We start from the raw sequence: 22245 nt of genomic DNA, 5'->3' as shown, positions 1-22245 counted from the left end.
CAGGGGTTGATGCTCATTCGAAGGGGCCGGTGCGCACGAAGGCGCCGCCCTGGTACAGCGAAGCGGGGTCGTCGTGGTCGATGCGCGGCTGCCGCGCCTCCACAGCGGCGCGGAAAGGCTCGCTGCTGTCCTGCGGGCGCCAGCCGAGGTGCCGCGCGGCCGTGTTGTTCCACCAGGCCGTGGTGTTGTCGGACAGGCCGTAGACGATGGTGTGGCCCACCACCGGCGCGGTGAGGCTGGCCACCACCAGGCGCTCCAGGTCGTCGTAGCTGAGCCAGGTGGCGAGCATGCGGCGGTCCTTCGGCTCGGGAAACGAGGAGCCGATGCGGGCGCACACCGTCTCGATGCCATAGCGGTCGAAGTAGAAGCGCGAGAGGTTCTCGCCGAAGGCCTTGGAGATGCCGTAGTGCCCGTCGGGTCGCACCGGCGCGCGGGCATCGATCACTTCGTCCTGCCGGTAGAAGCCGGTGACGTGGTTGGAGCTGGCGAAGAAGATGCGGCGCACGCCGTGGCGGCGCGCGGCCTCGTACAGGTTGTAGACACCGGCGATGTTGGCCTGCAGGATGGCGTCGAAGGGCTGCTCGGTGGAGACGCCGCCCAGGTGCACCACGGCCTGCATGCCTTCGAGCAGCGCCAGCACCGCTTCGCGGTCTTCCAGGCGGCAGGGCACGACCTCCTCACCCTCGGCGGCCGGCTCCAGCGTGGCGACATCGCTCACCCGCAGCAGGTCGCAGCGGGCGCGCAGGCGCGGGCGCAGCACGCGGCCCAGGCCGCCGGCGGCGCCGGTGAGGAGGATGCGGCCCGGCAGGGCGGGCATGGGGGCGTGTTGCATGGTCAAATCGCGACGGTCCTGCTAGAGTGAGGGCCTGAACTCATCTGTTGTCAGACAACTGATGATCGTCAGACCCCCTGACGCTGTCAACCGATGCATACCTGGGACTTACCCGATGTCTGAAGTCGTGATGCGCCGCAGACCCCGCGGGCTGGCGCACGGCGTCGTCGACGCCCTGGGCAGCCGCATCCGCGAAGGCGCCCTGGCCGCCGGGGACAAGCTGCCCACCGAGGCAGCCATCATGGAAGAGTTCGGCGTCAGCCGGACGGTCGTGCGGGAGGCCATCTCGCGCCTGCAGGCCGCCGGCCTGGTGGAGACGCGCCACGGCGTGGGCACCTTCGTGGTGGGCCTGGGCGACCCCGGCACGTTCCGCATCGCGCCCGAGCAGCTCGCGACGCTGCAGGACGTGATCGCGGTGCTGGAACTGCGCATCGCGGTGGAGACGGAGAGCGCCGCACTGGCCGCGGTGCGCCGCACGCCCGAGAACCTGGTGACCTTGCGCCAGGCGCTGGCCGCCTTCACCGCCGCGGTGGAGGAAGGTCGCGACGCCGTGGGCCCCGACGTGCAGTTCCACCTGGAGATCGCCCGCGCGACCCAGAACCCCCACTTCACCGACCTCATGTCCACCCTGGGCGGCATGATGATCCCGCGCGCCCGGCTGGAGCCCGCCGGCCCGGTGACCCCTGAGCGCCAGGCCTACCTGCGCCGCGTGAACGCCGAGCACGAAAGCATCGTCGACGCCATCGCCCGGCAGGACCCCGAGGCCGCCCGTGCGGCCATGCGCACCCACCTCGCGAACAGCCGCGAGCGCCGGCGGCGGGCGGCGGAGAAGTCGGTGGCGTAGCCGGGTCGCGCGCTCCCCGCAGCGACCGCGGGTCAGGGCCCATACGTGGAATCCACAACGCCCTTCCGGTTGCCACGCTCAACGTCTAGTTGTACGATGTCGTATCTCTTGACCGGAGCTTCCATGTCCCCGAACGAACTCAAGCAGGCGCTTTCCAGCGGCCTGCTCTCCTTCCCGCTCACCGATTTCGACGCCGAGCTGCGCTTCAACGCCAAGGCCTACGCCGACCGGCTGGAGTGGCTCATGCCCTATGGCGCCACCGTGCTGTTCGCCGCCGGCGGCACCGGCGAGTTTTTCTCGCTGGAACCGCAGGAGTACGCCGCCGTCATCAAGACCTCGGCCGACACCTGCCGCGGCCGCGTGCCCATCGTGGGCGGCGCCGGCGGCGGCACCACGCTGGCCATCCGCTACGCGCAGGAGGCCGAGCGCAACGGCGCCCAGGGCGTGCTGCTGCTGCCGCACTACCTGACCGAGGCCACGCAGGACGGCCTGGTGGCCCACGTGGCCGCCGTGTGCCAGAGCGTGAAGATCGGCGTGATCGTCTACAACCGCGGCGCGACGAAGCTCACCGCGGACTCGCTGGCGCGGCTGGCCGAGCGCTGCCCGAACCTGATCGGCTTCAAGGACGGCCTGGGCGACATCGAGCGCATCGTCTCCATCCGCCAGAAGCTGGGCGACCGCTTCGTCTACATCGGCGGCATGCCCACGCACGAGGTCTATGCCAGCGCGTACAAGGCCCTGGGCGTGCCCACCTACTCGTCAGCCGTCTTCAACTTCATCCCGCGCACGGCGGTGGAGTTCTACAACGCCTACTGGTCCGGCGACACCGCCACCACCGGCCGGCTGATCAACGAGTTCTTCCTGCCCTACCTCGCGATCCGCAACAAGGGCGAGGGCTACGCGGTCTCGATCGTGAAGGCCGGCGCCACCCTCGCCGGCCACACGGCCGGCCCGGTGCGCCCGCCCCTGTCGGACCTGAAGCCGCAGGAGGTGGAGGAACTCGCCGCGCTGATCCGCCGGCTCGGCCCGCAGTAAGCCTGTCCACGCCTTTTCAAGGAGACATCGATGATCAAGAAAACCCTGCTCACGCTGGCCGCCGCGGCGCTCACCGCCACCAGCGCCCTCGCCTATCCCGACAAGCCGGTCACGCTGGTCGTGCCCTTCCCGCCCGGCGGTTCCACCGACGCCATCGCCCGCGTCGTCGGCCAGAAGCTGCAGGAGAAGCTGGGCGGCAGCTTCGTGGTGGACAACAAGGCCGGCGCCACCGGCACCATCGGCGCGGCGTTCGTGAAGCGCGCGCCGGCCGACGGCTACACGTTGTTCGTGTCCTCGCTCGGTCCGTTCGTGATCGCGCCGCACCTGATCAAGGGCGTGCAGTACGACGCGCTGAAGGACTTCGACCCCATCACGGTGCTGGTGCAGGCGCCCAACGTGCTGGTCGTGCCCGCCGCCTCGCCCAACAAGAACCTGGCGGACCTGCTGGCGCACCTGAAGCGCCTGCCGGGCAAGGTGAGCTTCGCTTCCTCGGGCAATGGCTCGTCGGATCACCTCTCGGCCGAACTGCTGTGGCAGCAGAGCGGCACCGAAGGCCTGCACATCCCGTACAAGGGCGGCGGCCCCGCCATCAACGACCTGTTGGGCGGCCAGGTGGACGCAGCCTTCGTCAACATCAACAGCATCATCCAGCACGTCAAGTCCGGCAAGGTGCGCGCGCTGGGCGTGGCCTCGGAGAAGCGCAACCCGCTGCTGCCCGACGTGCCCACCCTGCAGGAGCAGGGCGTGAAGGGCGCCGAGGTGCAGTCGTGGCAGGCCGTGGCCGCGCCCAAGGGCATCCCGGCGGACATCAAGGCCAAGGTCCACGCCGCACTGGTCGCCGCCATGAATGACCCGGCGGTGAAGGAGAAGCTGGTCGCCCAGGGCTTCGAGATCGTCGCGAACAAGCCGGAAGAGTTCGCGAAGTTCCAGGCGGTGGAGTTCGCCCGCTGGAAGCAGCTCATCGAAACGCGGAAGATCACTGCGGATTGATCCCCCGCTCGCCCGGAGTCCTGACGCCATGACCGACCAGCCCCGCCGCATCCGCATGCACGAAGCCGACAACGTGGCCATCGTCGCCAACGACGGCGGGCTGGCGGCTGGCACGCGCTTCGACGACGGGCTGGTGCTGCGCGAGAAGGTGCCGCAGGGCCACAAGGTGGCGCTGGTGGACCTGCCCGCAGGCACAGCCGTGCGGCGCTACGACGTGGTGATCGGCCGCACCCTGAAGGACGTGCCGGCCGGCAGCTGGGTGCATGAGCGCCTGCTCGCCATGCCCGAGGCGGTGGGCCTGGACGATCTGCCCGTGGCCACGCGCGCAGCCCCCGCCCTGGCGCCCCTCACCGGCTACACCTTCGAGGGCTTTCGCAACGCCGACGGCAGCGTGGGCACGCGCAACCTGCTGGCCATCACCCAGACCGTGCAGTGCGTGGCTGGCGTGGGGCGGGTCGCCGCCGAGCGAATCCGCGCCGAGCTGCTGCCGCGGTATCCGAACGTGGATGGCGTGGTGGCGCTCGAGCACGGATATGGCTGCGGCGTCGCCATCGACGCGCCCGAAGCCGTGATCCCCATCCGCACTCTGCGCCACATCTCGCTCAACCCCAACTTCGGCGGCGAGGTGATGCTGGTCAGCCTCGGCTGCGAGAAGCTGCAGCCGGACCGGCTGATGCCGCCCGGCATCATCCCCATCGTGGTCGAGGGCCAGCCGGACACACCTGACGTGGTGACCCTGCAGGATGAGCGGCACATCGGCTTCATGTCGATGGTGGAGTCGGTGGTGCGCCAGGCCGAGCCGCATCTCGCCCGCCTGAACGCGCGCCAGCGCGAGACCGTGCCCGCGAGCGAGCTGGTGGTCGGCGTGCAGTGCGGCGGCAGCGATGCCTTCTCCGGCGTCACCGCCAATCCGGCCGTGGGCTTCTGCACCGATCTGCTGGTGCGAGCGGGCGCCACCGTGATGTTCTCCGAGACCACCGAGGTGCGCGACGCGGTGGAGCAGCTCACGGCCCGCGCGGCCACGCCCGCGATCGCCGCCGCCATCCGTGACGAGATGGCCTGGTACGACGCCTACCTGCAGCGCGGCCAGGTCGACCGCAGCGCCAACACCACGCCCGGCAACAAGAAGGGCGGCCTCTCCAACATCGTCGAGAAGGCGATGGGCTCCATCATCAAGTCCGGCACGGCGCCGATCAGCGGCGTGCTCAAGCCGGGCGAGAAGCTCGCGCCCGGGCAGCGCGGGCTGATCTACGCTGCCACCCCGGCCAGCGACTTCATCTGCGGCACGCTGCAGCTGGCCGCCGGCATGAACCTGCATGTGTTCACCACCGGCCGCGGAACGCCCTACGGCCTGGCCGAGGTGCCGGTCATCAAGGTCGGCACCCGCACCGAGCTGGCCACGCGCTGGCATGACCTGATCGACCTCAACGCCGGCCGCGTGGCCGACGGCGAGGCGAGCGTCGAGGACATGGGCTGGGCCCTGTTCCGGCTGATGCTCGAGGTGGCCAGCGGCCGCCAGCTCACCTGGGCCGAGCGGTGGAAGCTGCACAACGCCCTGGTCCTCTTCAACCCTGCTCCTGTGACATGACCTCCCCTGTCGTCCGCTCCATGCGTGTCGTGCCGGTCGCTGGCCGCGACGGCATGCTGCTCAATCTCTCGGGCGCGCACGCGCCCTTCTTCACCCGCAACGTGGTGCTGGTCACCGACAGCGCCGGCCACACCGGCCTGGGCGAGGTGCCCGGCGGCGAGAAGATCCGCCAGACGCTGGAGGATGCCCGCCCGCTGGTGGAGGGCCAGCCCATCGGCAACCTGCAGGCGATCCTGAACGCGATGCGCAGCCAGTTCGCTGACCGCGATGCCGGCGGCCGCGGCCTGCAGACCTTCGACCTGCGCACCACCATCCATGCCGTCACGGCGGTGGAATCGGCGCTGCTCGATCTGCAGGGCCAGCACCTGGGCGTGCCGGTCGCGGCGCTGCTGGGTGAAGGCCAGCAGCGTGACGCGGTGCAGATGCTGGGCTACCTGTTCTTCGTGGGCGACCGCCGAAAGACGGACCTGCCCTATGCCAGCGAGCCGGATGCCGACAACGACTGGTTCCGCATTCGGCACGAAGCGGCCATGACGCCCGAGGCCGTGGTGCGCCTGGCCGAAGCCGCGCAGGCCCGCTACGGTTTCCAGGACTTCAAGCTCAAGGGCGGCGTGCTGCGCGGCGACGAAGAGGTGGATGCGGTCACGGCGCTGCATGAGCGCTTTCCCGAAGCGCGCGTCACGCTGGACCCGAATGGCGGCTGGCTGCTGAAGGACGCGATCCGCCTGGGCCACAGGATGCGTGGCGTGGTCGCCTACGCCGAAGACCCGTGCGGCGCAGAAGAAGGCTTCTCGGGCCGCGAGGTGATGGCCGAGTTCCGCCGCGCCACCGGCCTGCCCACGGCCACCAACATGGTCGCCACCGACTGGCGGCAGCTCGCCCATTCGCTGGCCCTGCAATCGGTCGACATTCCCCTGGCCGACCCGCACTTCTGGACGATGGCCGGCAGCGTGCGCGTGGCGCAGACCTGCCGCGACTGGGGCCTGACCTGGGGCTCGCACTCCAACAACCACTTCGACATCTCGCTCGCGATGTTCACCCACGTGGGCGCAGCGGCCCCGGGCAAGGTGACGGCGATCGACACGCACTGGATCTGGCAGGACGGCCAGCGGCTCACCAAGGACCCCTTGCGCATCGAAGGCGGCTACGTGCAGGTGCCGAAGAAGCCCGGCCTGGGCATCGAGATCGACGAGGCGGAACTGGCGAAGGCGAATGCGCTGTACCAGCAGCACGGCCTGGGCGCGCGTGATGACGCCATGGCCATGCAGTACCTCATCCCTGGCTGGCAGTTCGATCCGAAGCGGCCATGCCTGGTGCGCTAGCCGCTGCGCCGCGCGCCGCCTCCTGGATTCCCGCCTGCGCGGGAATGACGAAAGGCCCGTCGTCCCCGCGCAGGCGGGGACCCAGGAGGTCTCTGCAGGGCGCCACCTGCCTTCAAGTCCCCCTTCCCCCACAAGGACCCCCATGTTCCAGAACCTGATCAACGGCGAGTGGGTCGAAGGCCCGCGCGCCAGCCGCAACATCAATCCCTCCGACACGCGCGATGTGGTCGGCGAGTACGCCCAGGCGGATGTTGCGCAGGCCTGCCTAGCCATCGAGGCCGCCACCCGCGCCCAGCCGGCCTGGGGCCTCTCCACCCCGCAGCAGCGCTTCGACATCCTCGATGCCGCCGGCAGCGAGATCCTGGCGCGCCGCGCCGAACTGGGTGACCTGCTCGCCCGCGAGGAAGGCAAGACCCTGCCCGAGGCCATTGGCGAGGTCGTGCGCGCGGGCAACATCTTCAAGTTCTTCGCCGGCGAAGCCCTGCGTTCGGGCGGTGATGTCGTGCCCTCTGTGCGCCCCGGTGTCGGTGTGGAAGTCACCCGCGAGCCGGTGGGCGTGGTCGGCCTCATCACCCCGTGGAACTTCCCCATCGCCATCCCGGCCTGGAAGCTCGCGCCTGCGCTGGCCTTCGGCAATGCCGTGGTGCTCAAGCCCGCCGATCTGGTGCCCGGCTCCGCCTGGGCGCTGGCCGACATCCTGCACCGCGCGGGGCTGCCGCCGGGCGTACTGAACCTGGTGATGGGCCGTGGCTCCGAAGTCGGCCAGGTGCTGCTGGACGACCGCCAGGTGAACGCCATCAGCTTCACCGGCTCGGTGGCCACCGGTGCCCGCATCGCCCAGGCCTGCGTGGCGCGCATGGCGAAGTTCCAGCTGGAGATGGGCGGCAAGAACCCGATGGTGGTGCTGGACGACGCCGATCTGGGCGTGGCGGTGGGCGCAGCGCTCAACAGCGGCTTCTTCTCCACCGGCCAGCGCTGCACGGCATCCTCCCGCCTGATCGTGACCGAGGGCATCCATGACCGCTTCGTGGCCGCGATGGTCGAGCGCATGAAGGCACTCAAGGTGGACGATGCGCGCAAGGCGGGCACCGACATCGGCCCGGTGGTGGACGACAAGCAGCTCGCCCAGGACCTGCAGTACATCGACATCGGCAAGGCCGAAGGCGCCCGACTGGTGGCCGGCGGCGAGCCGATGGCCACCAACGCCGATGGCGCGCCCGGGTACTACCTGCGCCCGGCGCTCTTCACCGAGACGACGAAGGCCATGCGCATCAACCGCGAGGAGATCTTCGGCCCGGTGGTGAGCGTGATCCGCGCGAAGGACTACGAGGAGGCGCTGGCGCTCGCCAACGACACGGAGTTCGGCCTGTCCGCCGGCATCGCCACCACGTCCCTGAAGCACGCCACGCACTTCAAGCGGCACGTGCAGGCCGGCATGGTGATGGTGAACCTGCCCACGGCGGGCGTGGACTACCACGTGCCCTTCGGCGGGCGCAAGGGCAGCAGCTACGGCCCGCGCGAGCAGGGGCGCTATGCCGCCGAGTTCTACACCACGGTGAAGACGGCCTATACGCAGGCCTGAGCCCCCACCTGAGCACTCGGGTCGCGCAGCCCGCGCCCCGCCCCCAATCACCACACGAGGAGAAGCCCCATGTCCCTGTCCCGTCGTCACGTCCTGCGTGGCGCTGCAGCAGCCACGGCCGCCGTTGCCGCACCCAGCCTGCTGGCGCAGTCGGCCACCTGGCCCAGCAAGCCGATCCGCATCGTCGTGCCCTACCCGCCCGGCGGGTCGTCGGACATCATCGCGCGTTCGATCAGCACGCTGCTGGGTGACAGCCTGAAGCAGTCGGTGATCGTGGAGAACAAGGCGGGCGCCAACGGCAACCTGGGCACGGACTTCGTGGCCAAGTCGGCCGCCGACGGCCACACCTTCCTGCTGTGCGATGTGGGCGCGCTGGCGATCACACCCTCGGTCTACTCGAAGCTGCCGTTCGACCCCGTGAAGGACCTGCGGGGCGTGACCATGCTGGCGTACTCGCCGCACCTGCTGGTGGTGCACCCCTCGGTGCCGGCGAACAACCTGCAGGAGCTGATCGCGCTGTCGAAGACGCGCGACCTGAACTTTGCCGTCACCGCGACCGGCAGCGCGCCGCACCTGGCCGGCGTCGCCCTGCAGCGCGCAGTGAACGCGCGCTGGCAGTACATCCCGTACAAGGGCGGCATCCAGGCCATCCAGGACACCGTGGGCGGCCAGACCCAGGTGCTGATGAACGGCATGCTGGCCACGCTGCCGCACGTGCAGAGTGGCAAGCTCAAGATGCTGGGCGTCTCCAAGAAGACGCGCATGCCGTTGATCGGCGCCACGCCCACCATCGCCGAACAGGGCGTGAAGGACTTCGAGTCCGGCACCTGGCAGGGCGTGCTGGTGCCGCGCGCCACGCCGGATGCAGTGGTGCAGAAGCTCAACGCCGCGCTGATCACCGCCATCCGCAGCCCCGAGGTGCGCGCGCGCCTGGCCGGCCAGGGCGCCGAGGTCGTCACCATGGCACCGGCCGAGCAGGACCGGTTCTATGAAGCCGAGCGCGCCAAGTGGGCGAAGGTGGTGAGCGAAGCAGGCATCAAGGTCGAGTAGTAACCTTCGCGCATGCGCCACACCGTCCTGCAAGTGATGCCCCTGCTGCCCTGGCTGCAGGAACAGCTCGACGCCACGTATGACGTGGCCCTGCTGCCGTCCGACCCCGCCGAGCAGGCCGCCTTCCTGGCCGCCCGCGCGGGCGACTTCGAGGCGCTGATCACCAATGCAGCCGTCGGGGTCGGCAATGACCTGGTGGACGCGTTGCCGAACCTGCGCGTCATCTCCAGTTTCGGCGTCGGTCTGGACAGGCTCGACGCCGCGCATGCGGCCAAGCGCGGCATTCCCATCGGCTACACGCCTGACGTGCTGAACGACTGCGTGGCCGATCTCGCCTTCGGCCTGCTGCTGGATGTGGCGCGCGGCCTGAGCCACGGCGACCGCTACGTGCGCGCCGGCCGCTGGGTGCAGCAGGCGCCCGTGGGCCTGCCGATGGGCCGGCAGGTGAGCCACGCGCGCCTGGGCATCGTAGGCCTGGGGCGCATCGGCCGCACCATCGCTCGCCGCGCCAGCGGCTTCGAGATGGACGTGCGCTACCACAGCCGGCGCCCGGTGGCCGACGTGCCCTGGACGCACGAGCCCACGCTCACGGGCCTGGCGCAGTGGTGCGACTTTCTGGTCGTGATCACGGCCGGCGGTGAGGGCACGCGGCATCTGGTCAACGACACGGTGCTGGACGCCCTGGGCCCCAAGGGCTATCTGATCAACGTGTCGCGCGGCACCGTGGTGGATGAGGCGGCGCTGGTACGCGCCCTGCAGGAGCGCCGCATCGCCGGCGCCGCGCTGGACGTGTTCGAGAACGAACCCCGCGTGCCCGAGGCGCTCTGGTCGCTCGACAACGTGGTGCTGGTCCCGCACATCGCCAGCGCCACGGTGCAGACGCGGCAGGCCATGGGCCAGCGCGTGCTGGACAACCTGGCGGCGTTCTTCGCCGGCCAGCCGCTGCCCAGCGCGGCCCCGGTCGGCTGAGCCCGCCGCGCGATCCCCGCACCGCGCGCAAAAGTCCTTCAACACCCGTACTTCTACGCACACCGGCCGGCAGGCCGGGGGCGTAACGTGTCCGTCCTGCGAACCGGACACGAAGGAGACGCCCGATGAAGGAACCCACCACCCAGGCTGAACTGGCCCTGCGCGAGGCCGCGCGCGAGTACCACCGCACCCCCACCCGCGGCAAGATCGCCGTCACGCCGACCAAGCCGCTGTCCAACCAGCGTGACCTGTCCCTGGCCTACTCGCCCGGCGTGGCCTACCCCTGCCTGGACATCCAGGCCGATCCCTCGCTGGCGGCCGACTTCACCTCGCGCGGCAACCTGGTGGGCGTGGTCACCAACGGCACGGCGGTGCTGGGCCTGGGCGACATCGGCCCGCTGGCCGGCAAGCCGGTGATGGAGGGCAAGGGCTGCCTGTTCAAGAAGTTCGCCGGCATCGACGTGTTCGACATCGAACTCGCCGAGAGGGACCCGGACAAGCTGGTGGAGATCATCGCCGCGCTGGAGCCCACGCTGGGCGGCATCAACCTGGAGGACATCAAGGCCCCCGAGTGCTTCTATGTGGAGCGCAAGCTGCGCGACCGCCTGGGCATCCCGGTGTTCCATGACGACCAGCACGGCACGGCCATCATCTCCGGCGCGGCGCTGCTGAACGGCCTGGAGCTGGTGGGCAAGCCCATCGGCGAGGTGAAGCTCGTCTCCTCCGGCGCGGGGGCCGCCGCCATCGCCTGCCTGGACCTGATGGTGGGCCTGGGCGTGTCGCCGAAGAACATCCTGGTGGTGGATTCCAAGGGCGTCATCTGGCAGGGCCGCCCCGGCGGCTATGACGAGAGCAAGGCGAAGTACGCGCAGGACACCGGCAAGCGCACGCTGGCCGACGCGGTGCAGGGCGCCGACGTCTTCCTGGGCTGCTCCGCCGCCGGCGTGCTGACGCCGGAGATGGTGACGACGATGGGCCCGAAGCCGATCATCCTGGCGCTGGCCAACCCCGAGCCCGAGATCCGGCCCGAGCTCGCCAAGGCGGCGCGGCCCGACTGCATCATCGCTACCGGGCGTTCGGACTACCCGAACCAGGTGAACAACGTCCTGTGCTTCCCGTACATCTTCCGCGGCGCGCTGGACTGCGGGGCGACCAAGATCACCGAGGCGATGAAGCTCGCCTGCGTGCGCGAGATCGCCGCCCTGGCCAAGGCCGACATCAGCGAGGAGGTGGCCAATGCCTATGCCGGCAAGGAGCTCGCCTTCGGCCCCGACTACATCATTCCCACCCCCTTCGACTCGCGCCTGATCCTGCGCATCGCACCGGCCGTGGCACGCGCGGCGGCGGAGTCGGGCGTGGCCACGCGCCCCATCGCGGACCTGGACGCCTACCGCCAGAGCCTCACGCGCTTCGTCTACCAGACCGGCATGATCATGCGGCCGGTGTTCCAGGCCGCCAAGGCCGCGGCCACCTGCCGCGTGGCCTATGCCGAGGGCGAGGACGAACGCGTGCTGCGCGCGGTGCAGCTGGCGCTGGACGAGAAGATCGCGCGGCCCATCCTCATCGGCCGGCCGGCGGTGATCGAGGCGCGCATCGCCAAGGCGGGCCTGCGCATCCGGCTGGGGCACGACGTGGAATGCGTGAACCCGGAAAGTGATGCGCGGTTCCGCCAGTACTGGGAGGCGTACCACCGCCTGATGGGCCGCGATGGCGTCACGCCCGAGGCGGCCAAGGCGGCCGTGCGGCGTTCCAACACGCTGATCGGCGCGCTCTCGGTGCATCTGGGCGACGCGGACGCCATGCTCTGCGGCCTGGTCGGCCGCTTCGACCAGCACCTGGACCACGTGCACACCGTGATCGGCCGCGCCGCCGACGCGCCGGCCTTCGCCACGCTGAACGCGGTGATGCTGCCGGACCGCACCCTGTTCCTGGCTGATACCTACGTGAACGAGGAACCCGATGCGGAGCTGCTGGCCCACATCGCCCTGATGGCGGCCGAGGAGGTGCGGCGCTTCGGTCTGCCGCCCAAGGTGGCCTTTCTCTCGCACAGCAACTACGGCTCCTCCACGCGCGGTTCGGCCCGCAAGATGCGCGCGGCGCGTGACCGCTTCCGCGAGCTGGCCCCCGGCATCGAGTGCGACGGCGAGCTGCAGGGCGACGCCGCGCTGTCCGAGCCGGTCCGCCGCGCCAGCCTGATGGACAGCACCCTGAGTGGCGAGGCCAACCTGCTGATCTGCCCCAACATCGACGCCGCCAACATCCTGTTCAACGTGCTCAAGACCACCGGCGGCAGCGGCGTGACGGTGGGGCCCATCCTGCTGGGCGCGCGCTCGCCGGTGCATGTGCTCACGCCTTCGGCCACGGTGCGTCGGGTGGTGAACATGACGGCGCTGGTGGCAGCGGCCGCACACCATCAGGGCTGACGCACCACGGGCGGGCTCTCACGGGCCACCTTGCGCCCCACGACGGGGCGCAGGGTATCTCCCAGCGGCAGCGACCCCGCGGACGCACCAGAATCGGGAGCTGCCGGCGCCAAGCCTGTGCGGCGGCATCGATCTTGCTTCGCAGGCGATCGTCTTCGTCTCGTATCCGCATCCCCTGGAGTACCGCCCATGAAAAAAAGAACTTTCCTGCTGTCCGCCGCCACGCTGGCCCTGGCCGCGAGCTTCAGCGCCCACGCCCAGACCACGCCCATCAAGTTCCAGCTCGATTGGCGCTTCGAGGGGCCTGCCGCCCTGTTCCTGCAGCCCGCCGCCAAGGGCTACTTCAAGGACGCCAAGCTCGATGTGACCATCGACGCCGGCAACGGCTCCGGTGGCACCGTCACGCGCGTGGCCTCGGGCACCTATGACATGGGCTTCGCCGACCTGGCCGCGCTGATGGAGTTCCACGCCAACAACCCGGACGCGCCCAACAAGCCGGTGGCGGTGATGATGGTCTACAACAACACGCCGGCGGCGGTGATGGCGCTCAAGAAGAGCGGCATCAAGACCCCGGCCGACCTGAGCGGCAAGAAGCTCGGCGCCCCGGTCTTCGACGCCGGCCGCCGCGCCTTCCCGATCTTCTCCAAGGCTAACAGCGTGGGCAACGTGCAGTGGACGGCGATGGACCCGCCCCTGCGCGAGACGATGCTGGTGCGCGGCGACATCGACGCCATCACCGGCTTCTCGTTCACCTCGCTGCTGAACCTGGAAGCGCGCGGCGTGAAGATGGAAGACGTGGTCACGCTGCCCTACGCGGCACACGGCGTGAAGCTGTACGGCAACGTCATCATCGCCTCGCCCAAGCTGATCAAGGACAACCCGGCCGCGGTGAAGGCCTTCCTGGCGGCTTTCGCCAAGGGCGCGAAGGAGGTGATGGCCAAGCCGGATGACGCCATCCAGTACGTGAAGGCGCGCGACGGCATCATCAACACCGAGCTGGAGACGCGCCGCCTGAAGATGGCGATCGACGCCGTGGTGGCCAGCCCCGACGCCCGCGCCGAGGGCTTCGGCCAGGTGGTGCCCGGCCGCCTGGCGCTGATGGCCTCGCAGGTCTCCGACGCCTTCAACACCAAGACGCGCGTCAACCCCGACGCGGTGTGGAACGCCAGCTTCCTGCCCGGCAAGGCGGAACTGAACATCCTGCCCCCCGCCAAGAAGTGATGGCCACACCCCAGGACGGCGCCGCCCCGGGTGGCGACGCTTTCGTCCAGTTCTCCGACGTCTGGCTCGCCTACAACGACGAACTGCTGGCCGCCAACCACTTCGCGGTGGAGGCGATCGACCTGCAGGTGCGGCAGGGCGAGTTCATCGCCATCGTCGGGCCCTCAGGCTGCGGCAAGTCCACCTTCATGAAGCTCACCACCGGGCTGCGCATGCCGTCGATGGGCAAGATCACCATCGACGGGCAGCCGGTGACCGGGCCGCTCAAGATCTCCGGCATGGCATTCCAGGCGCCCTCGCTGCTGCCCTGGCGCACGACGGTCGACAACGTGCTGCTGCCGCTGGAGATCGTGGAGCCGCACCGCTCGCAGTTCAAGTCGCGCCGCGCCGAGTACGTGGAGCGTGCCCGCAAGCTGCTGCAGAAGGTGGGCCTGGGCGGCTACGAGGACAAGTTCCCGTGGCAGTTGTCCGGCGGCATGCAGCAGCGCGCGAGCATCTGCCGCGCGCTGATCCACGAGCCCAAGATGCTGCTGCTCGACGAGCCCTTCGGTGCGCTCGACGCGTTCACGCGTGAGGAGCTGTGGTGCATCCTGCGCGATCTGTGGACCGAGCAGCGCTTCAACGTGATCCTGGTCACGCACGACCTGCGCGAGTCGGTCTTCCTGGCCGATACGGTGTACGTGATGAGCAAGAGCCCCGGGCGCTTCGTGGTGCGCAGGGAGATCGACCTGCCGCGCCCGCGCGACCTGGAGATCACCTACACCAGCCAGTTCACCGACATCGTGCACGAGCTGCGCGGCCACATCGGCGCCATGCGCAAGGCGGGTGCGGAGGTGGCGCAATGAGAGGGGACCTGTCATGACCCCGGCGCAGAGACGACGCCAGATCGAGCGCTGGTCGCCGGTCATCGCCGCCGCCGGCATGCTGCTGCTGTGGCAGCTGGTGTGCTCGGTCTTCCGCATCGCCGACTACATCTTCCCCAGCCCCTGGCAGATCGGCCTGGCGATGGCGGAGTTCTTCAACCCCATCATGGAGGCGGCCTGGAAGACCTTCTGGGTCACCATGGTCGGCTTCGGCCTCTCCATCGTGGTGGGGGTGCTACTCGGCTTCCTGATCGGCTCCTCGCGGCTGATGTACGCGGCGCTCTATCCGCTGCTGGTGGCCTTCAACGCGGTGCCCAAGGCGGCCATCGTGCCCATCCTCATCGTGTGGTTCGGCATCGGCGTCGGCCCCGGCATCCTCACCGCCTTCCTGATCTCGTTCTTCCCGATCACGGTGAACATCGCCACCGGCCTGGCCACGCTGGAGCCGGAGCTGGAGGACGTGTTGCGCGTGCTGGGCGCCAAGCGCTGGGACGTGCTGGTGAAGGTGGGTCTGCCGCGCTCCATGCCGTACTTCTACGGCTCGCTGAAGATCGCCATCACGCTCGCCTTCGTGGGCACGGTGCTGGCCGAGATGACGGCCGGCGATTCGGGCATCGGCTACCTGATGCAGACCGCGGGCTCGCAGCAGCGCCTGCCGCTCGCCTTTGCCGGCCTGGTGGTGATCGGCGTGATGGCGATGGCGATGTACGAGCTGTTCAGCTACATCGAGAAGCACACCACGGCCTGGGCGCACCGCGGCTCGCAGGGCGAATGACCGACGACCAGGTGCTGCGCCACCTGGCGCGCGCGAACGCGGTGGCGCAGCGCGCGCTGGGCCTCGGCCGCCATCCCTTCGGCGCCATCCTGGTGGCACCCGACGGCGAGACGGTGCTGGCCGAGCAGGGCAATGTCGACACGGTGAACCACGCCGAGGCCGTGCTCGCACGCACCGCGGCGCTGAACTTCGCGCCCGACTACCTGTGGCAGTGCACGCTGGTGACGACGGTGGAGCCGTGCGCCATGTGCGCGGCCACGCAGTACTGGGCGAACATCGGCCGAGTGGTGTACGGCATGTCGGAGGCGCGCCTGCTCGCCCTCACCGGTAACCACGGCGAGAACCCCACGCTGGATCTGCCCTGCCGCGAGGTGTTTGCGCATGGACAGAAGGCCGTGCAGGTGATCGGGCCGGTGCCCGAGGCCGAGGCCGGCATCGCCGCGCTGCATCTCGACTTCTGGAAGTAGGAGCGGGCCCATGGGGTGGCAGGGCCGGCTGCGGCTGGACTACGCGCGGGAACAAGGGCGCAGCGTAGCCCGCTTCGCGCACGAAGGCCCGCTGCGCATCCTGCAGTCGATCTACCCAGAGGGGGATGCCGTCTGCCACAACGTGCTCGTTCATCCCCCCGGCGGGCTGGTGGGCGGCGACACGCTGGACATCTCGGTCACCGCTGCAGCCGGCAGCCACGGGCTGGTCACCACGCCCGGCGCCTCCCGCTTCTATCGCAGCGAGGGGGAGGTGGCGTTGCAGCGCACGGCGGTCCAGGTGGAAGCGGGCGCGCGGCTGGAATGGCTGCCGCTGGAGGCGATCTACTACAGCGGCTGCATGGCGCGCAATGAACTGCGCCTGAACGTCGCGCCAGGGGCCGAGCTGCTGGGCTGGGACATCGCCGCCCTGGGCCTGCCGCAGGCCGGACAGCCCTTCGTGCGCGGCAGCGTGCAGCAGCACCTGGAACTGCAGGGCGCCTGGCTGGAGCGCGGGCGCATCGACGCCGCGGACACGCGGCTGATGGATGGTCCGCTGGGCCTGGCGGGCCGCCGCTGCATGGCCACGCTCTTCTTCGCGGCCGGCAGCGACATCACGCGCGCGCGACGCGATGCGCTGCTGGATGCGGCGAGAGAGGTGATCGATGAGAGGGCGCCGCGGGCTGGCGGTGCGTCCTCGAGTGCTGACACCACGCCGGCTGCGAAGGAGACGCCCGACGGACTGATCGCTGGCGCCACCGCGCCCGGCCCGCAGGTGGTGGTCGTCCGGGCGTTGGCGCCGCTGGTGGAGCCAGCGCTGCGACTGCTCAAGGCCGTGCGCCGTGCGTGGCGACCCCTGTTGTGGGATCTGCCGCCGAGTGAGCCGCGGGGGTGGACGCTGTAGCGTGGGTAATGGGCGATCGCTGGGGTTGCGCTCCGCTCCACCCCAGCCTACGAGGAGCCCGCCACGAAGAGCCGCCACGGGGTGCCCGCCGTCCCCGTAGGCTGGCGGTGACCGAAGGGAACCCCAGCGATTTCCCTCAGCCCCACCGCCCCCACCACCAGACGCCCAGCAAACCCAGCCCCAGCAGCGAGAACAGCCAGTCGCGTCCCAGCTTCCAGCCGCCCTCGTCATCCGGCTCCAGCGCGACGAGATGCCACGCGAGCAGGTAGACCCCCAGCGCTGCGCCCAGCGCGGTCCACAGCCAGGCCGGATGCAGCCCGCCCAGCGCAAAGGCCAGCACGCCGACCGCGCCGGTGGCCAGCCCGGCCGCGCTGCACTGGCGCGCGGTGGTGGACCTCACATGCGAGAACCCGCCGCACGCCGCACAGTTCGCGAAGCGCACGTTGCCGGAGAGCCACTTGGCGATGGCGGAGATGCTCGGAGCCCCGCAGTGGGGGCAGGTGTAGGCCATGGCGCAATGGTCTCACGCCAGCCCGCCGCAGCGACAGCGCCCCTCAGATCGCCACCAGCTGCCGCACCCCGTTGGCCTCCATCTCCTTGCCCAGGCCGCGGGCGATGACTTCGCCGCGCTCCATGACCAGGTAGTCGTCGGCGAGTTCCTGCGCGAAGTCGTAGTACTGCTCCACCAGCAGGATGGCCATGTCGCCGCGGTCGGCCAGCATGCGGATGACGCGGCCGATGTCCTTGATGATGCTGGGCTGGATGCCCTCGGTGGGTTCGTCCAGCACCAGCAGCTTGGGCTTGGCGGCCAGCGCGCGGGCAATCGCCAGCTGCTGCTGCTGCCCGCCAGAGAGATCACCGCCGCGCCGGTGCAGCATCTGCTTCAAGACCGGGAACAGTTCGTACAGCTCGGTCGGGATGGGCGTGCGCGCGCTCTTGTACGCCAGGCCCATGCGCAGGTTCTCCTCCACCGTGAGGCGCGCGAAGATCTCGCGGCCCTGCGGCACGAAGCCGATGCCGGCGCGAGCGCGCTCATAGGGCGTGGTGGCCTGGATGGCCTTGCCGTCGAAGTCGATGGTGCCGGTCTTGATGGGCACGAGCCCCATCAGCGACTTCAGCAGCGTGGTCTTGCCCACGCCGTTGCGCCCGAGGATGACGGTCACCTTGCCCAGGTGCGCTTCCAGGCTGACGTCGCGCAGGATGTGCGAGCCGCCGTAGTACTGGTTGACGTTCTTGATGGAGAGCATGGTGGGCTGGTGGTGGAAGCGCTGGGGTTTCACCCCAGCCTACGGAAAACAGTGACGCACGCCGGGGAGACCCCGTAGGCTGGGGTGGAGCGAAGCGCAACCCCAGCGGTCAGCGCCCAAGGTACACCTCGATCACGCGCTCGTCGGCCTGCACCTCTTCCAGCGTGCCCTCGGCCAGCACCGAGCCCTCATGCAGCACGGTCACCTTCTCCGAGATGGTCTTGATGAAGCTCATGTCGTGCTCCACCACCATCAGCGAATGATGGCCCTTGAGCGTGAGGAAAAGCTCCGCGGTACGCGCCGTCTCCTCGTCGGTCATGCCGGCCACGGGCTCGTCCAGCAGCAGCAGCTTCGGATCCTGCATCAGCAGCATGCCGATCTCCAGCCATTGCTTCTGGCCGTGGCTCAGCTCGCCGGCGGGCCGGTCCACGCTGTCGGCCAGGTGGATGGTGCGCAGCACGTCGGCCAGGCGGTCGCTCTCGGCGCTGTCCAGCCGGAAGAACATCGAGGCCTTCACACCCTTGTCGGTCTTCAGCGCCAGCTCCAGGTTCTCGAACACGGTGAGCTGCTCGAACACCGTGGGCTTCTGGAACTTGCGGCCGATGCCCAGCTGGGCGATCTCGGCCTCCTTGTAGCGCAGCAGATCGATGGTGCTGCCGAAGAACACCGTGCCGCTGTCGGGCCGCGTCTTGCCGGTAATGATGTCCATCATCGTCGTCTTGCCCGCGCCGTTGGGGCCGATGATGCAGCGCAGCTCCCCCGGGGCGATGTCGAGCGAGAGCTTGTTGATGGCACGGAAGCCATCGAAGCTCACGCACACGTCTTCCAGGTAGAGGATGCGGCCGTGGGTGACGTCCACCTCGCCCGGCAGCACCGGGCGGGCGAATCCGGCGGCGCGCCCGCCGGATTCGGTCTTTCCGGGGGCCGCGGCAGCCTGATGTGCCGCGACTCGGCGCGCCCCCTCTTCCATGAGATCCGGCGTCATGCCGACCTCCTGAACTTGTTGATGAGCTTGCCCAGACCCTGCGGATCCCGCAGCCACCCGACGATGCCGTTCGGCAGGAACAGCGTCACCGCGATGAACAGCGCCCCCAGGAAGTAGAGCCAGAACTCGGGGGCCGTCACGGTCAGCCAGCTCTTCATGCCGTTGACCAGGAACGCGCCCACGATAGGCCCGACCAGGCTGGCCCGCCCGCCCACCGCTGCCCAGATGGCGATCTCGATGGAATTGGCGGGGCTCATCTCGCCAGGGTTGATGATGCCCACTTGCGGCACATAAAGGGCACCCGCGACCCCGCACATCATGGCGGAAATCGTCCAGATCGTGAGTTTGTACCCGATCGGGTTGTAGCCCGAGAACATGACGCGGCTCTCGGCGTCACGGATGGCCTGCAGCACGCGGCCGAACTTGCTGGCCACCAGCCAGCGCGCCAGCAGGAAGAAGCCCAGCAGCGTGCAGCCCGTCAGCACGAACAGCACCATGCGCGCCTGCGGCGTCTGGATGCTGATGCCCAGGATGCGCTTGAAGTCGGTGAAGCCGTTGTTGCCGCCGAAGCCCGTCTCGTTGCGGAAGAACAGCAGCATGGCCGCGAAGGTGAGCGCCTGCGTGATGATCGAGAAGTACACGCCCTTGATGCGCGAGCGGAAGGCGAAGTAGCCGAACACGAAGGCCACCAACCCGGGCACCGCCACCACCAGGATGCAGGTGGCGATGAAGCTGTCCGACAGCGTCCAGTGCCAGGGCAGCGCCTTCCAGTCCAGGAAGACCATGAAGTCCGGCAGGTCGCTCTTGTAGTGGCCGTCGCGGCCGATCTGGCGCATGAGGTACATGCCCATCACGTAGCCGCCCAGCGCGAAGAACAGGCCGTGGCCCAGCGACAGGATGCCGGTGTAGCCCCAGATCAGGTCCATGGCCAGCGCGCAGATGGCGAAGCACATGATCTTGCCGATCAGGCCCACCGCATAGTCGCTCAGGTGGAACACGCTGCCCTCGGGCACCAGCAGGTTGAGCACGGGCGCCACGCCGCACACCACCACCAGCGCGACCAGGAAGGCGGTCCAGCCCTTGCGGCTGAGCAGGGGCGCGGGCGCGGGCAGCACCAGCGGAATGGGCATGGGCGTCGCCCCGGCGCGGCCGGCCTGAAGCGACTGCTCGATCAGTTCGTTGGCGCGGTCCATGCTCATGCCTCCGCGCTGCGGCCCTTGACCGCGAACAGGCCCTGCGGCCGCTTCTGGATGAAGATCACGATCAGCACCAGCACCGCGATCTTGGCCAGCACCGCGCCGGCCCAGCCTTCGATGAACTTGTTCAGGATGCCCAGGCCCAGCGCCGCATACACCGTGCCGGCGAGCTGGCCCACGCCGCCCAGCACCACCACCATGAAGGCGTCCACGATGTAGGCCTGCCCCAGGTCGGGCCCCACGTTGCCGACCTGGCTGAGCGCGCAGCCGGCCAGCCCCGCGATGCCGGAGCCGAGCGCGAAGGCGTACGTGTCCACGCGCGCCGTGTGCACGCCCATGCAGGAGGCAATGGGCCGGTTCTGCGTGACGCCGCGCACGAACAGGCCCAGCCGCGTGCGGGCGATCAGGAAGGCCATGCCGGCCAGCACCGCGAACGCGAAGCCGATGATGACGATGCGGTTCCACGGCAGCTGCAGGTTGCCCATCAGCGTGACCCCGCCGCTCATCCAGCTCGGGTTCTCCACGCCCACGTTCTGCGCGCCGAACACCGTGCGCACCAGCTGCATGAGCATGAGGCTGATACCCCAGGTGGCCAGCAGCGTCTCCAGCGGGCGGCCGTAGAGGAAGCGGATCACGCCGCGCTCGAGGATGGCGCCCATCAGCGCCGAGGCCATGAAGGCCACCGGCAACGCCGCCACCAGATACCAGTCAAACGCGCCGGGCAGGTACTTCTGGAACAGCCCCTGCACCACGTAGGTGGCGTAGGCGCCGATCATCATCAGCTCGCCATGGGCCATGTTGATCACGCCCATCAGGCCGTAGGTGATGGCCAGGCCCAGCGCCACCAGCAGCAGGATGGAGCCGAGGCTGATGCCGGAGAACATGGCGCCGAGGCGCTCGCCCCACACGAGAGAGCCCTCCACCGCACGCAGCGAGGCCTGCAGCGCGGCCTTCACCTGTGCGTCCTGCTCCTCGCCCAGGCGCTGCAGCAGCAGGTTGCGCGTGGCCGGGCTGCGGCTGGCCGAGAGCGCCTGCGCCGCTTCGAGCCGGCGCGCGGTGTCGCTGCTGGTCATGAGCGCGGCGGCGCGCACCAGGCCCAGGCGCTCCTTCAGGCCGGGGTCCGTCTCGGCGGCCAGTGCCTTCTCGATCAGCGCCAGCTTGGACTCGTCCACTTCCTTCTGCAGCTCCGTCACCGCCTGGGTGCGCAGCTTGACGTCCTTGGAGAACAGCTTGAGCGCGGCCAGCGCGGTATCCAGCTCACCGCGCATGCGGTTGTTGTTGACCACGTCCTCGGCGTCCTCGGGCAACTTCACCTCGGCGCCGGTCACGGGGTCGAAGGCCTTGTCGTCCTTCACCACGAAGACCTGGTCGCCCTTGAACTTGACGGCGTCATCCGACATCGCCTGGATGAATGCCGCCGTCTTGTCATCGGCGGCCGAGACGGCCTTGTTCAGCGCCTCGATGCGGGAGTCGGACTCACCCGTGGCCATGGCCCGGGCCTCGTCCGGCGTGAGCGCCTGCGCGGCCGTTGCCGCCCACAGGGCAAGCAGGATTAGGAGCTGTTTCATCTGGAAGGAGAACCTGTGGAATGGACGGCACGCCGTCCATTGCAGAGGACCCTGGCCCGCGAACCGGCCGTCGAAGACAGGCCGATCCGGGAGGCGCGCCGCGCCGGGCCGCCCCAAGCGGCCGCGCCGCCCCCGTGAGGGGGGGAAGGCGGGCGCCGCCCGCCAACGGGGGTGGGTCAAATTTTCGTCTTGCCGTCCGGCTCGTCCTTCTTCTTGTCATTGCCTTCGATGTAGGGCGACCAGGGCTTGGCCTTCACCGGGCCCGGGGTCTTCCAGACGATGTTGAACTGGCCGTCGGCCTTCACTTCGCCGATGAACACCGGCTTGTGCAGGTGGTGGTTCTTCTCGTCCATCTTGGCGGTGAAGCCGCTGGGCGCCTTGAAGGTC

At 69.4% G+C, this 22245-nt stretch carries 21 protein-coding genes; 14 read left to right on the top strand and 7 right to left on the bottom strand.

Translation table 11 applies throughout. The features are described from left to right. Positions 1-13: 13 nt before the first annotated feature. Positions 14-832 carry an NAD-dependent epimerase/dehydratase family protein gene (locus ACE3T5_RS10125; RefSeq protein WP_374667133.1) on the bottom strand — a complete coding sequence of 273 codons (819 nt, stop codon included), beginning with the start codon at positions 830-832 and terminating at the stop codon, positions 14-16. 130 nt (positions 833-962) lie between these two features. On the opposite strand from ACE3T5_RS10125, the gene ACE3T5_RS10120 reads away from it, so the two are divergent. The 14 genes from ACE3T5_RS10120 (at position 963) to ACE3T5_RS10055 (ending at position 16862) form a co-directional block, all read left to right on the top strand. Then, complete coding sequence (locus ACE3T5_RS10120; protein WP_374667131.1) at positions 963-1676, top strand: FadR/GntR family transcriptional regulator; 714 nt, start codon at positions 963-965, stop codon at positions 1674-1676. Positions 1677-1799: 123 nt separating this feature from the next. Further along, a complete protein-coding gene (gene kdgD, locus ACE3T5_RS10115) occupies positions 1800-2711 on the top strand; it encodes a 5-dehydro-4-deoxyglucarate dehydratase (RefSeq protein ID WP_374667129.1) in 912 nt (303 codons plus the stop codon). A 30-nt stretch (positions 2712-2741) separates the two neighbouring features. After that, entirely contained in the window at positions 2742-3701 is a 960-nt protein-coding gene (locus tag ACE3T5_RS10110) for a Bug family tripartite tricarboxylate transporter substrate binding protein (RefSeq protein ID WP_374667127.1), read from the top strand. Between the two features lie 28 nt (positions 3702-3729). Further along, positions 3730-5289, top strand: coding sequence for a galactarate dehydratase (gene garD, locus ACE3T5_RS10105; protein WP_374667125.1), 1560 nt, complete (start codon positions 3730-3732; stop codon positions 5287-5289). Further along, positions 5286-6611 (top strand): glucarate dehydratase, encoded by a 1326-nt coding sequence (gudD, locus tag ACE3T5_RS10100; RefSeq protein WP_374667123.1) that lies wholly within the window; start codon positions 5286-5288, stop codon positions 6609-6611. Before garD ends, gudD begins: the two co-directional genes overlap by 4 nt. Before the next feature lie 142 nt (positions 6612-6753). Then, positions 6754-8193, top strand: coding sequence for an aldehyde dehydrogenase family protein (locus ACE3T5_RS10095; RefSeq protein ID WP_374667121.1), 1440 nt, complete (start codon positions 6754-6756; stop codon positions 8191-8193). 69 nt (positions 8194-8262) lie between these two features. Beyond that, positions 8263-9243, top strand: a complete 981-nt coding sequence (locus tag ACE3T5_RS10090) for a Bug family tripartite tricarboxylate transporter substrate binding protein (RefSeq protein WP_374667119.1) — start codon at positions 8263-8265, stop codon at positions 9241-9243. Positions 9244-9255: 12 nt separating this feature from the next. Next, positions 9256-10212, top strand: a complete 957-nt coding sequence (locus ACE3T5_RS10085; protein WP_374667117.1) for a 2-hydroxyacid dehydrogenase — start codon at positions 9256-9258, stop codon at positions 10210-10212. A 125-nt stretch (positions 10213-10337) separates the two neighbouring features. After that, complete coding sequence (locus tag ACE3T5_RS10080; RefSeq protein WP_374667115.1) at positions 10338-12635, top strand: NADP-dependent malic enzyme; 2298 nt, start codon at positions 10338-10340, stop codon at positions 12633-12635. 189 nt (positions 12636-12824) lie between these two features. Further along, complete coding sequence (locus ACE3T5_RS10075) at positions 12825-13856, top strand: ABC transporter substrate-binding protein (protein WP_374667113.1); 1032 nt, start codon at positions 12825-12827, stop codon at positions 13854-13856. Next, a complete protein-coding gene (locus ACE3T5_RS10070) occupies positions 13856-14701 on the top strand; it encodes an ABC transporter ATP-binding protein (protein ID WP_374667111.1) in 846 nt (281 codons plus the stop codon). Before ACE3T5_RS10075 ends, ACE3T5_RS10070 begins: the two co-directional genes overlap by 1 nt. Positions 14702-14714: 13 nt before the next feature. Continuing rightward, positions 14715-15494: an ABC transporter permease gene (locus tag ACE3T5_RS10065; RefSeq protein WP_374667109.1), complete on the top strand. Its 780-nt coding sequence runs from the start codon at positions 14715-14717 to the stop codon at positions 15492-15494. Beyond that, positions 15491-15961, top strand: a complete 471-nt coding sequence (locus ACE3T5_RS10060; protein WP_374667107.1) for a nucleoside deaminase — start codon at positions 15491-15493, stop codon at positions 15959-15961. The genes ACE3T5_RS10065 and ACE3T5_RS10060 overlap by 4 nt, the downstream gene beginning before the upstream one ends. A 10-nt stretch (positions 15962-15971) precedes the next feature. Further along, positions 15972-16862: an urease accessory protein UreD gene (locus ACE3T5_RS10055; protein ID WP_374667105.1), complete on the top strand. Its 891-nt coding sequence runs from the start codon at positions 15972-15974 to the stop codon at positions 16860-16862. Between the two features lie 136 nt (positions 16863-16998). Here ACE3T5_RS10055 and ACE3T5_RS10050 read toward each other — a convergent pair whose 3' ends face one another. From ACE3T5_RS10050 to ACE3T5_RS10025, 6 genes are all read right to left on the bottom strand, one after another. Beyond that, entirely contained in the window at positions 16999-17373 is a 375-nt protein-coding gene (locus tag ACE3T5_RS10050; protein WP_374667103.1) for a hypothetical protein, read from the bottom strand. 43 nt (positions 17374-17416) lie between these two features. Then, positions 17417-18109: an urea ABC transporter ATP-binding subunit UrtE gene (gene urtE, locus ACE3T5_RS10045; RefSeq protein ID WP_374667101.1), complete on the bottom strand. Its 693-nt coding sequence runs from the start codon at positions 18107-18109 to the stop codon at positions 17417-17419. Between the two features lie 109 nt (positions 18110-18218). Continuing rightward, entirely contained in the window at positions 18219-19094 is an 876-nt protein-coding gene (urtD, locus tag ACE3T5_RS10040; RefSeq protein WP_374667099.1) for an urea ABC transporter ATP-binding protein UrtD, read from the bottom strand. Beyond that, entirely contained in the window at positions 19091-20224 is a 1134-nt protein-coding gene (gene urtC / locus ACE3T5_RS10035; RefSeq protein ID WP_374667176.1) for an urea ABC transporter permease subunit UrtC, read from the bottom strand. The genes urtD and urtC overlap by 4 nt, the downstream gene beginning before the upstream one ends. A gap of 65 nt (positions 20225-20289) precedes the next feature. Continuing rightward, on the bottom strand, positions 20290-21858 hold the full coding sequence (gene urtB, locus ACE3T5_RS10030) for an urea ABC transporter permease subunit UrtB (RefSeq protein ID WP_374667097.1): 1569 nt from the start codon (positions 21856-21858) through the stop codon (positions 20290-20292). A gap of 176 nt (positions 21859-22034) precedes the next feature. After that, positions 22035-22245 (bottom strand): transporter substrate-binding protein (locus ACE3T5_RS10025; protein WP_374667095.1); only part of this gene is annotated, 211 nt, incomplete at its 5' end.

Source organism: Ramlibacter sp., from assembly GCF_041916345.1.
Taxonomy (GTDB): domain Bacteria; phylum Pseudomonadota; class Gammaproteobacteria; order Burkholderiales; family Burkholderiaceae_C; genus Ramlibacter.
The sequence above is the reverse complement of the archived record's forward strand: the minus strand, read 5'-3'. Positions and strand labels throughout refer to the sequence as shown.

Bases quoted from the DNA above. Each gene is read 5' to 3' on its own strand.
- ACE3T5_RS10125 (WP_374667133.1), bottom strand. From the start codon at position 832: ATGCAACACGCCCCCATGCCCGCCCTGCCGGGCCGCATCCTCCTCACC.
- ACE3T5_RS10120 (WP_374667131.1), top strand. From the start codon at position 963: ATGCGCCGCAGACCCCGCGGGCTGGCGCACGGCGTCGTCGACGCCCTG.
- kdgD (WP_374667129.1), top strand. From the start codon at position 1,800: ATGTCCCCGAACGAACTCAAGCAGGCGCTTTCCAGCGGCCTGCTCTCC.
- ACE3T5_RS10110 (WP_374667127.1), top strand. From the start codon at position 2,742: ATGATCAAGAAAACCCTGCTCACGCTGGCCGCCGCGGCGCTCACCGCC.
- garD (WP_374667125.1), top strand. From the start codon at position 3,730: ATGACCGACCAGCCCCGCCGCATCCGCATGCACGAAGCCGACAACGTG.
- gudD (WP_374667123.1), top strand. From the start codon at position 5,286: ATGACCTCCCCTGTCGTCCGCTCCATGCGTGTCGTGCCGGTCGCTGGC.
- ACE3T5_RS10095 (WP_374667121.1), top strand. From the start codon at position 6,754: ATGTTCCAGAACCTGATCAACGGCGAGTGGGTCGAAGGCCCGCGCGCC.
- ACE3T5_RS10090 (WP_374667119.1), top strand. From the start codon at position 8,263: ATGTCCCTGTCCCGTCGTCACGTCCTGCGTGGCGCTGCAGCAGCCACG.
- ACE3T5_RS10085 (WP_374667117.1), top strand. From the start codon at position 9,256: ATGCGCCACACCGTCCTGCAAGTGATGCCCCTGCTGCCCTGGCTGCAG.
- ACE3T5_RS10080 (WP_374667115.1), top strand. From the start codon at position 10,338: ATGAAGGAACCCACCACCCAGGCTGAACTGGCCCTGCGCGAGGCCGCG.
- ACE3T5_RS10075 (WP_374667113.1), top strand. From the start codon at position 12,825: ATGAAAAAAAGAACTTTCCTGCTGTCCGCCGCCACGCTGGCCCTGGCC.
- ACE3T5_RS10070 (WP_374667111.1), top strand. From the start codon at position 13,856: ATGGCCACACCCCAGGACGGCGCCGCCCCGGGTGGCGACGCTTTCGTC.
- ACE3T5_RS10065 (WP_374667109.1), top strand. From the start codon at position 14,715: ATGACCCCGGCGCAGAGACGACGCCAGATCGAGCGCTGGTCGCCGGTC.
- ACE3T5_RS10060 (WP_374667107.1), top strand. From the start codon at position 15,491: ATGACCGACGACCAGGTGCTGCGCCACCTGGCGCGCGCGAACGCGGTG.
- ACE3T5_RS10055 (WP_374667105.1), top strand. From the start codon at position 15,972: ATGGGGTGGCAGGGCCGGCTGCGGCTGGACTACGCGCGGGAACAAGGG.
- ACE3T5_RS10050 (WP_374667103.1), bottom strand. From the start codon at position 17,373: ATGGCCTACACCTGCCCCCACTGCGGGGCTCCGAGCATCTCCGCCATC.
- urtE (WP_374667101.1), bottom strand. From the start codon at position 18,109: ATGCTCTCCATCAAGAACGTCAACCAGTACTACGGCGGCTCGCACATC.
- urtD (WP_374667099.1), bottom strand. From the start codon at position 19,094: ATGACGCCGGATCTCATGGAAGAGGGGGCGCGCCGAGTCGCGGCACAT.
- urtC (WP_374667176.1), bottom strand. From the start codon at position 20,224: ATGCCCATTCCGCTGGTGCTGCCCGCGCCCGCGCCCCTGCTCAGCCGC.
- urtB (WP_374667097.1), bottom strand. From the start codon at position 21,858: ATGAAACAGCTCCTAATCCTGCTTGCCCTGTGGGCGGCAACGGCCGCG.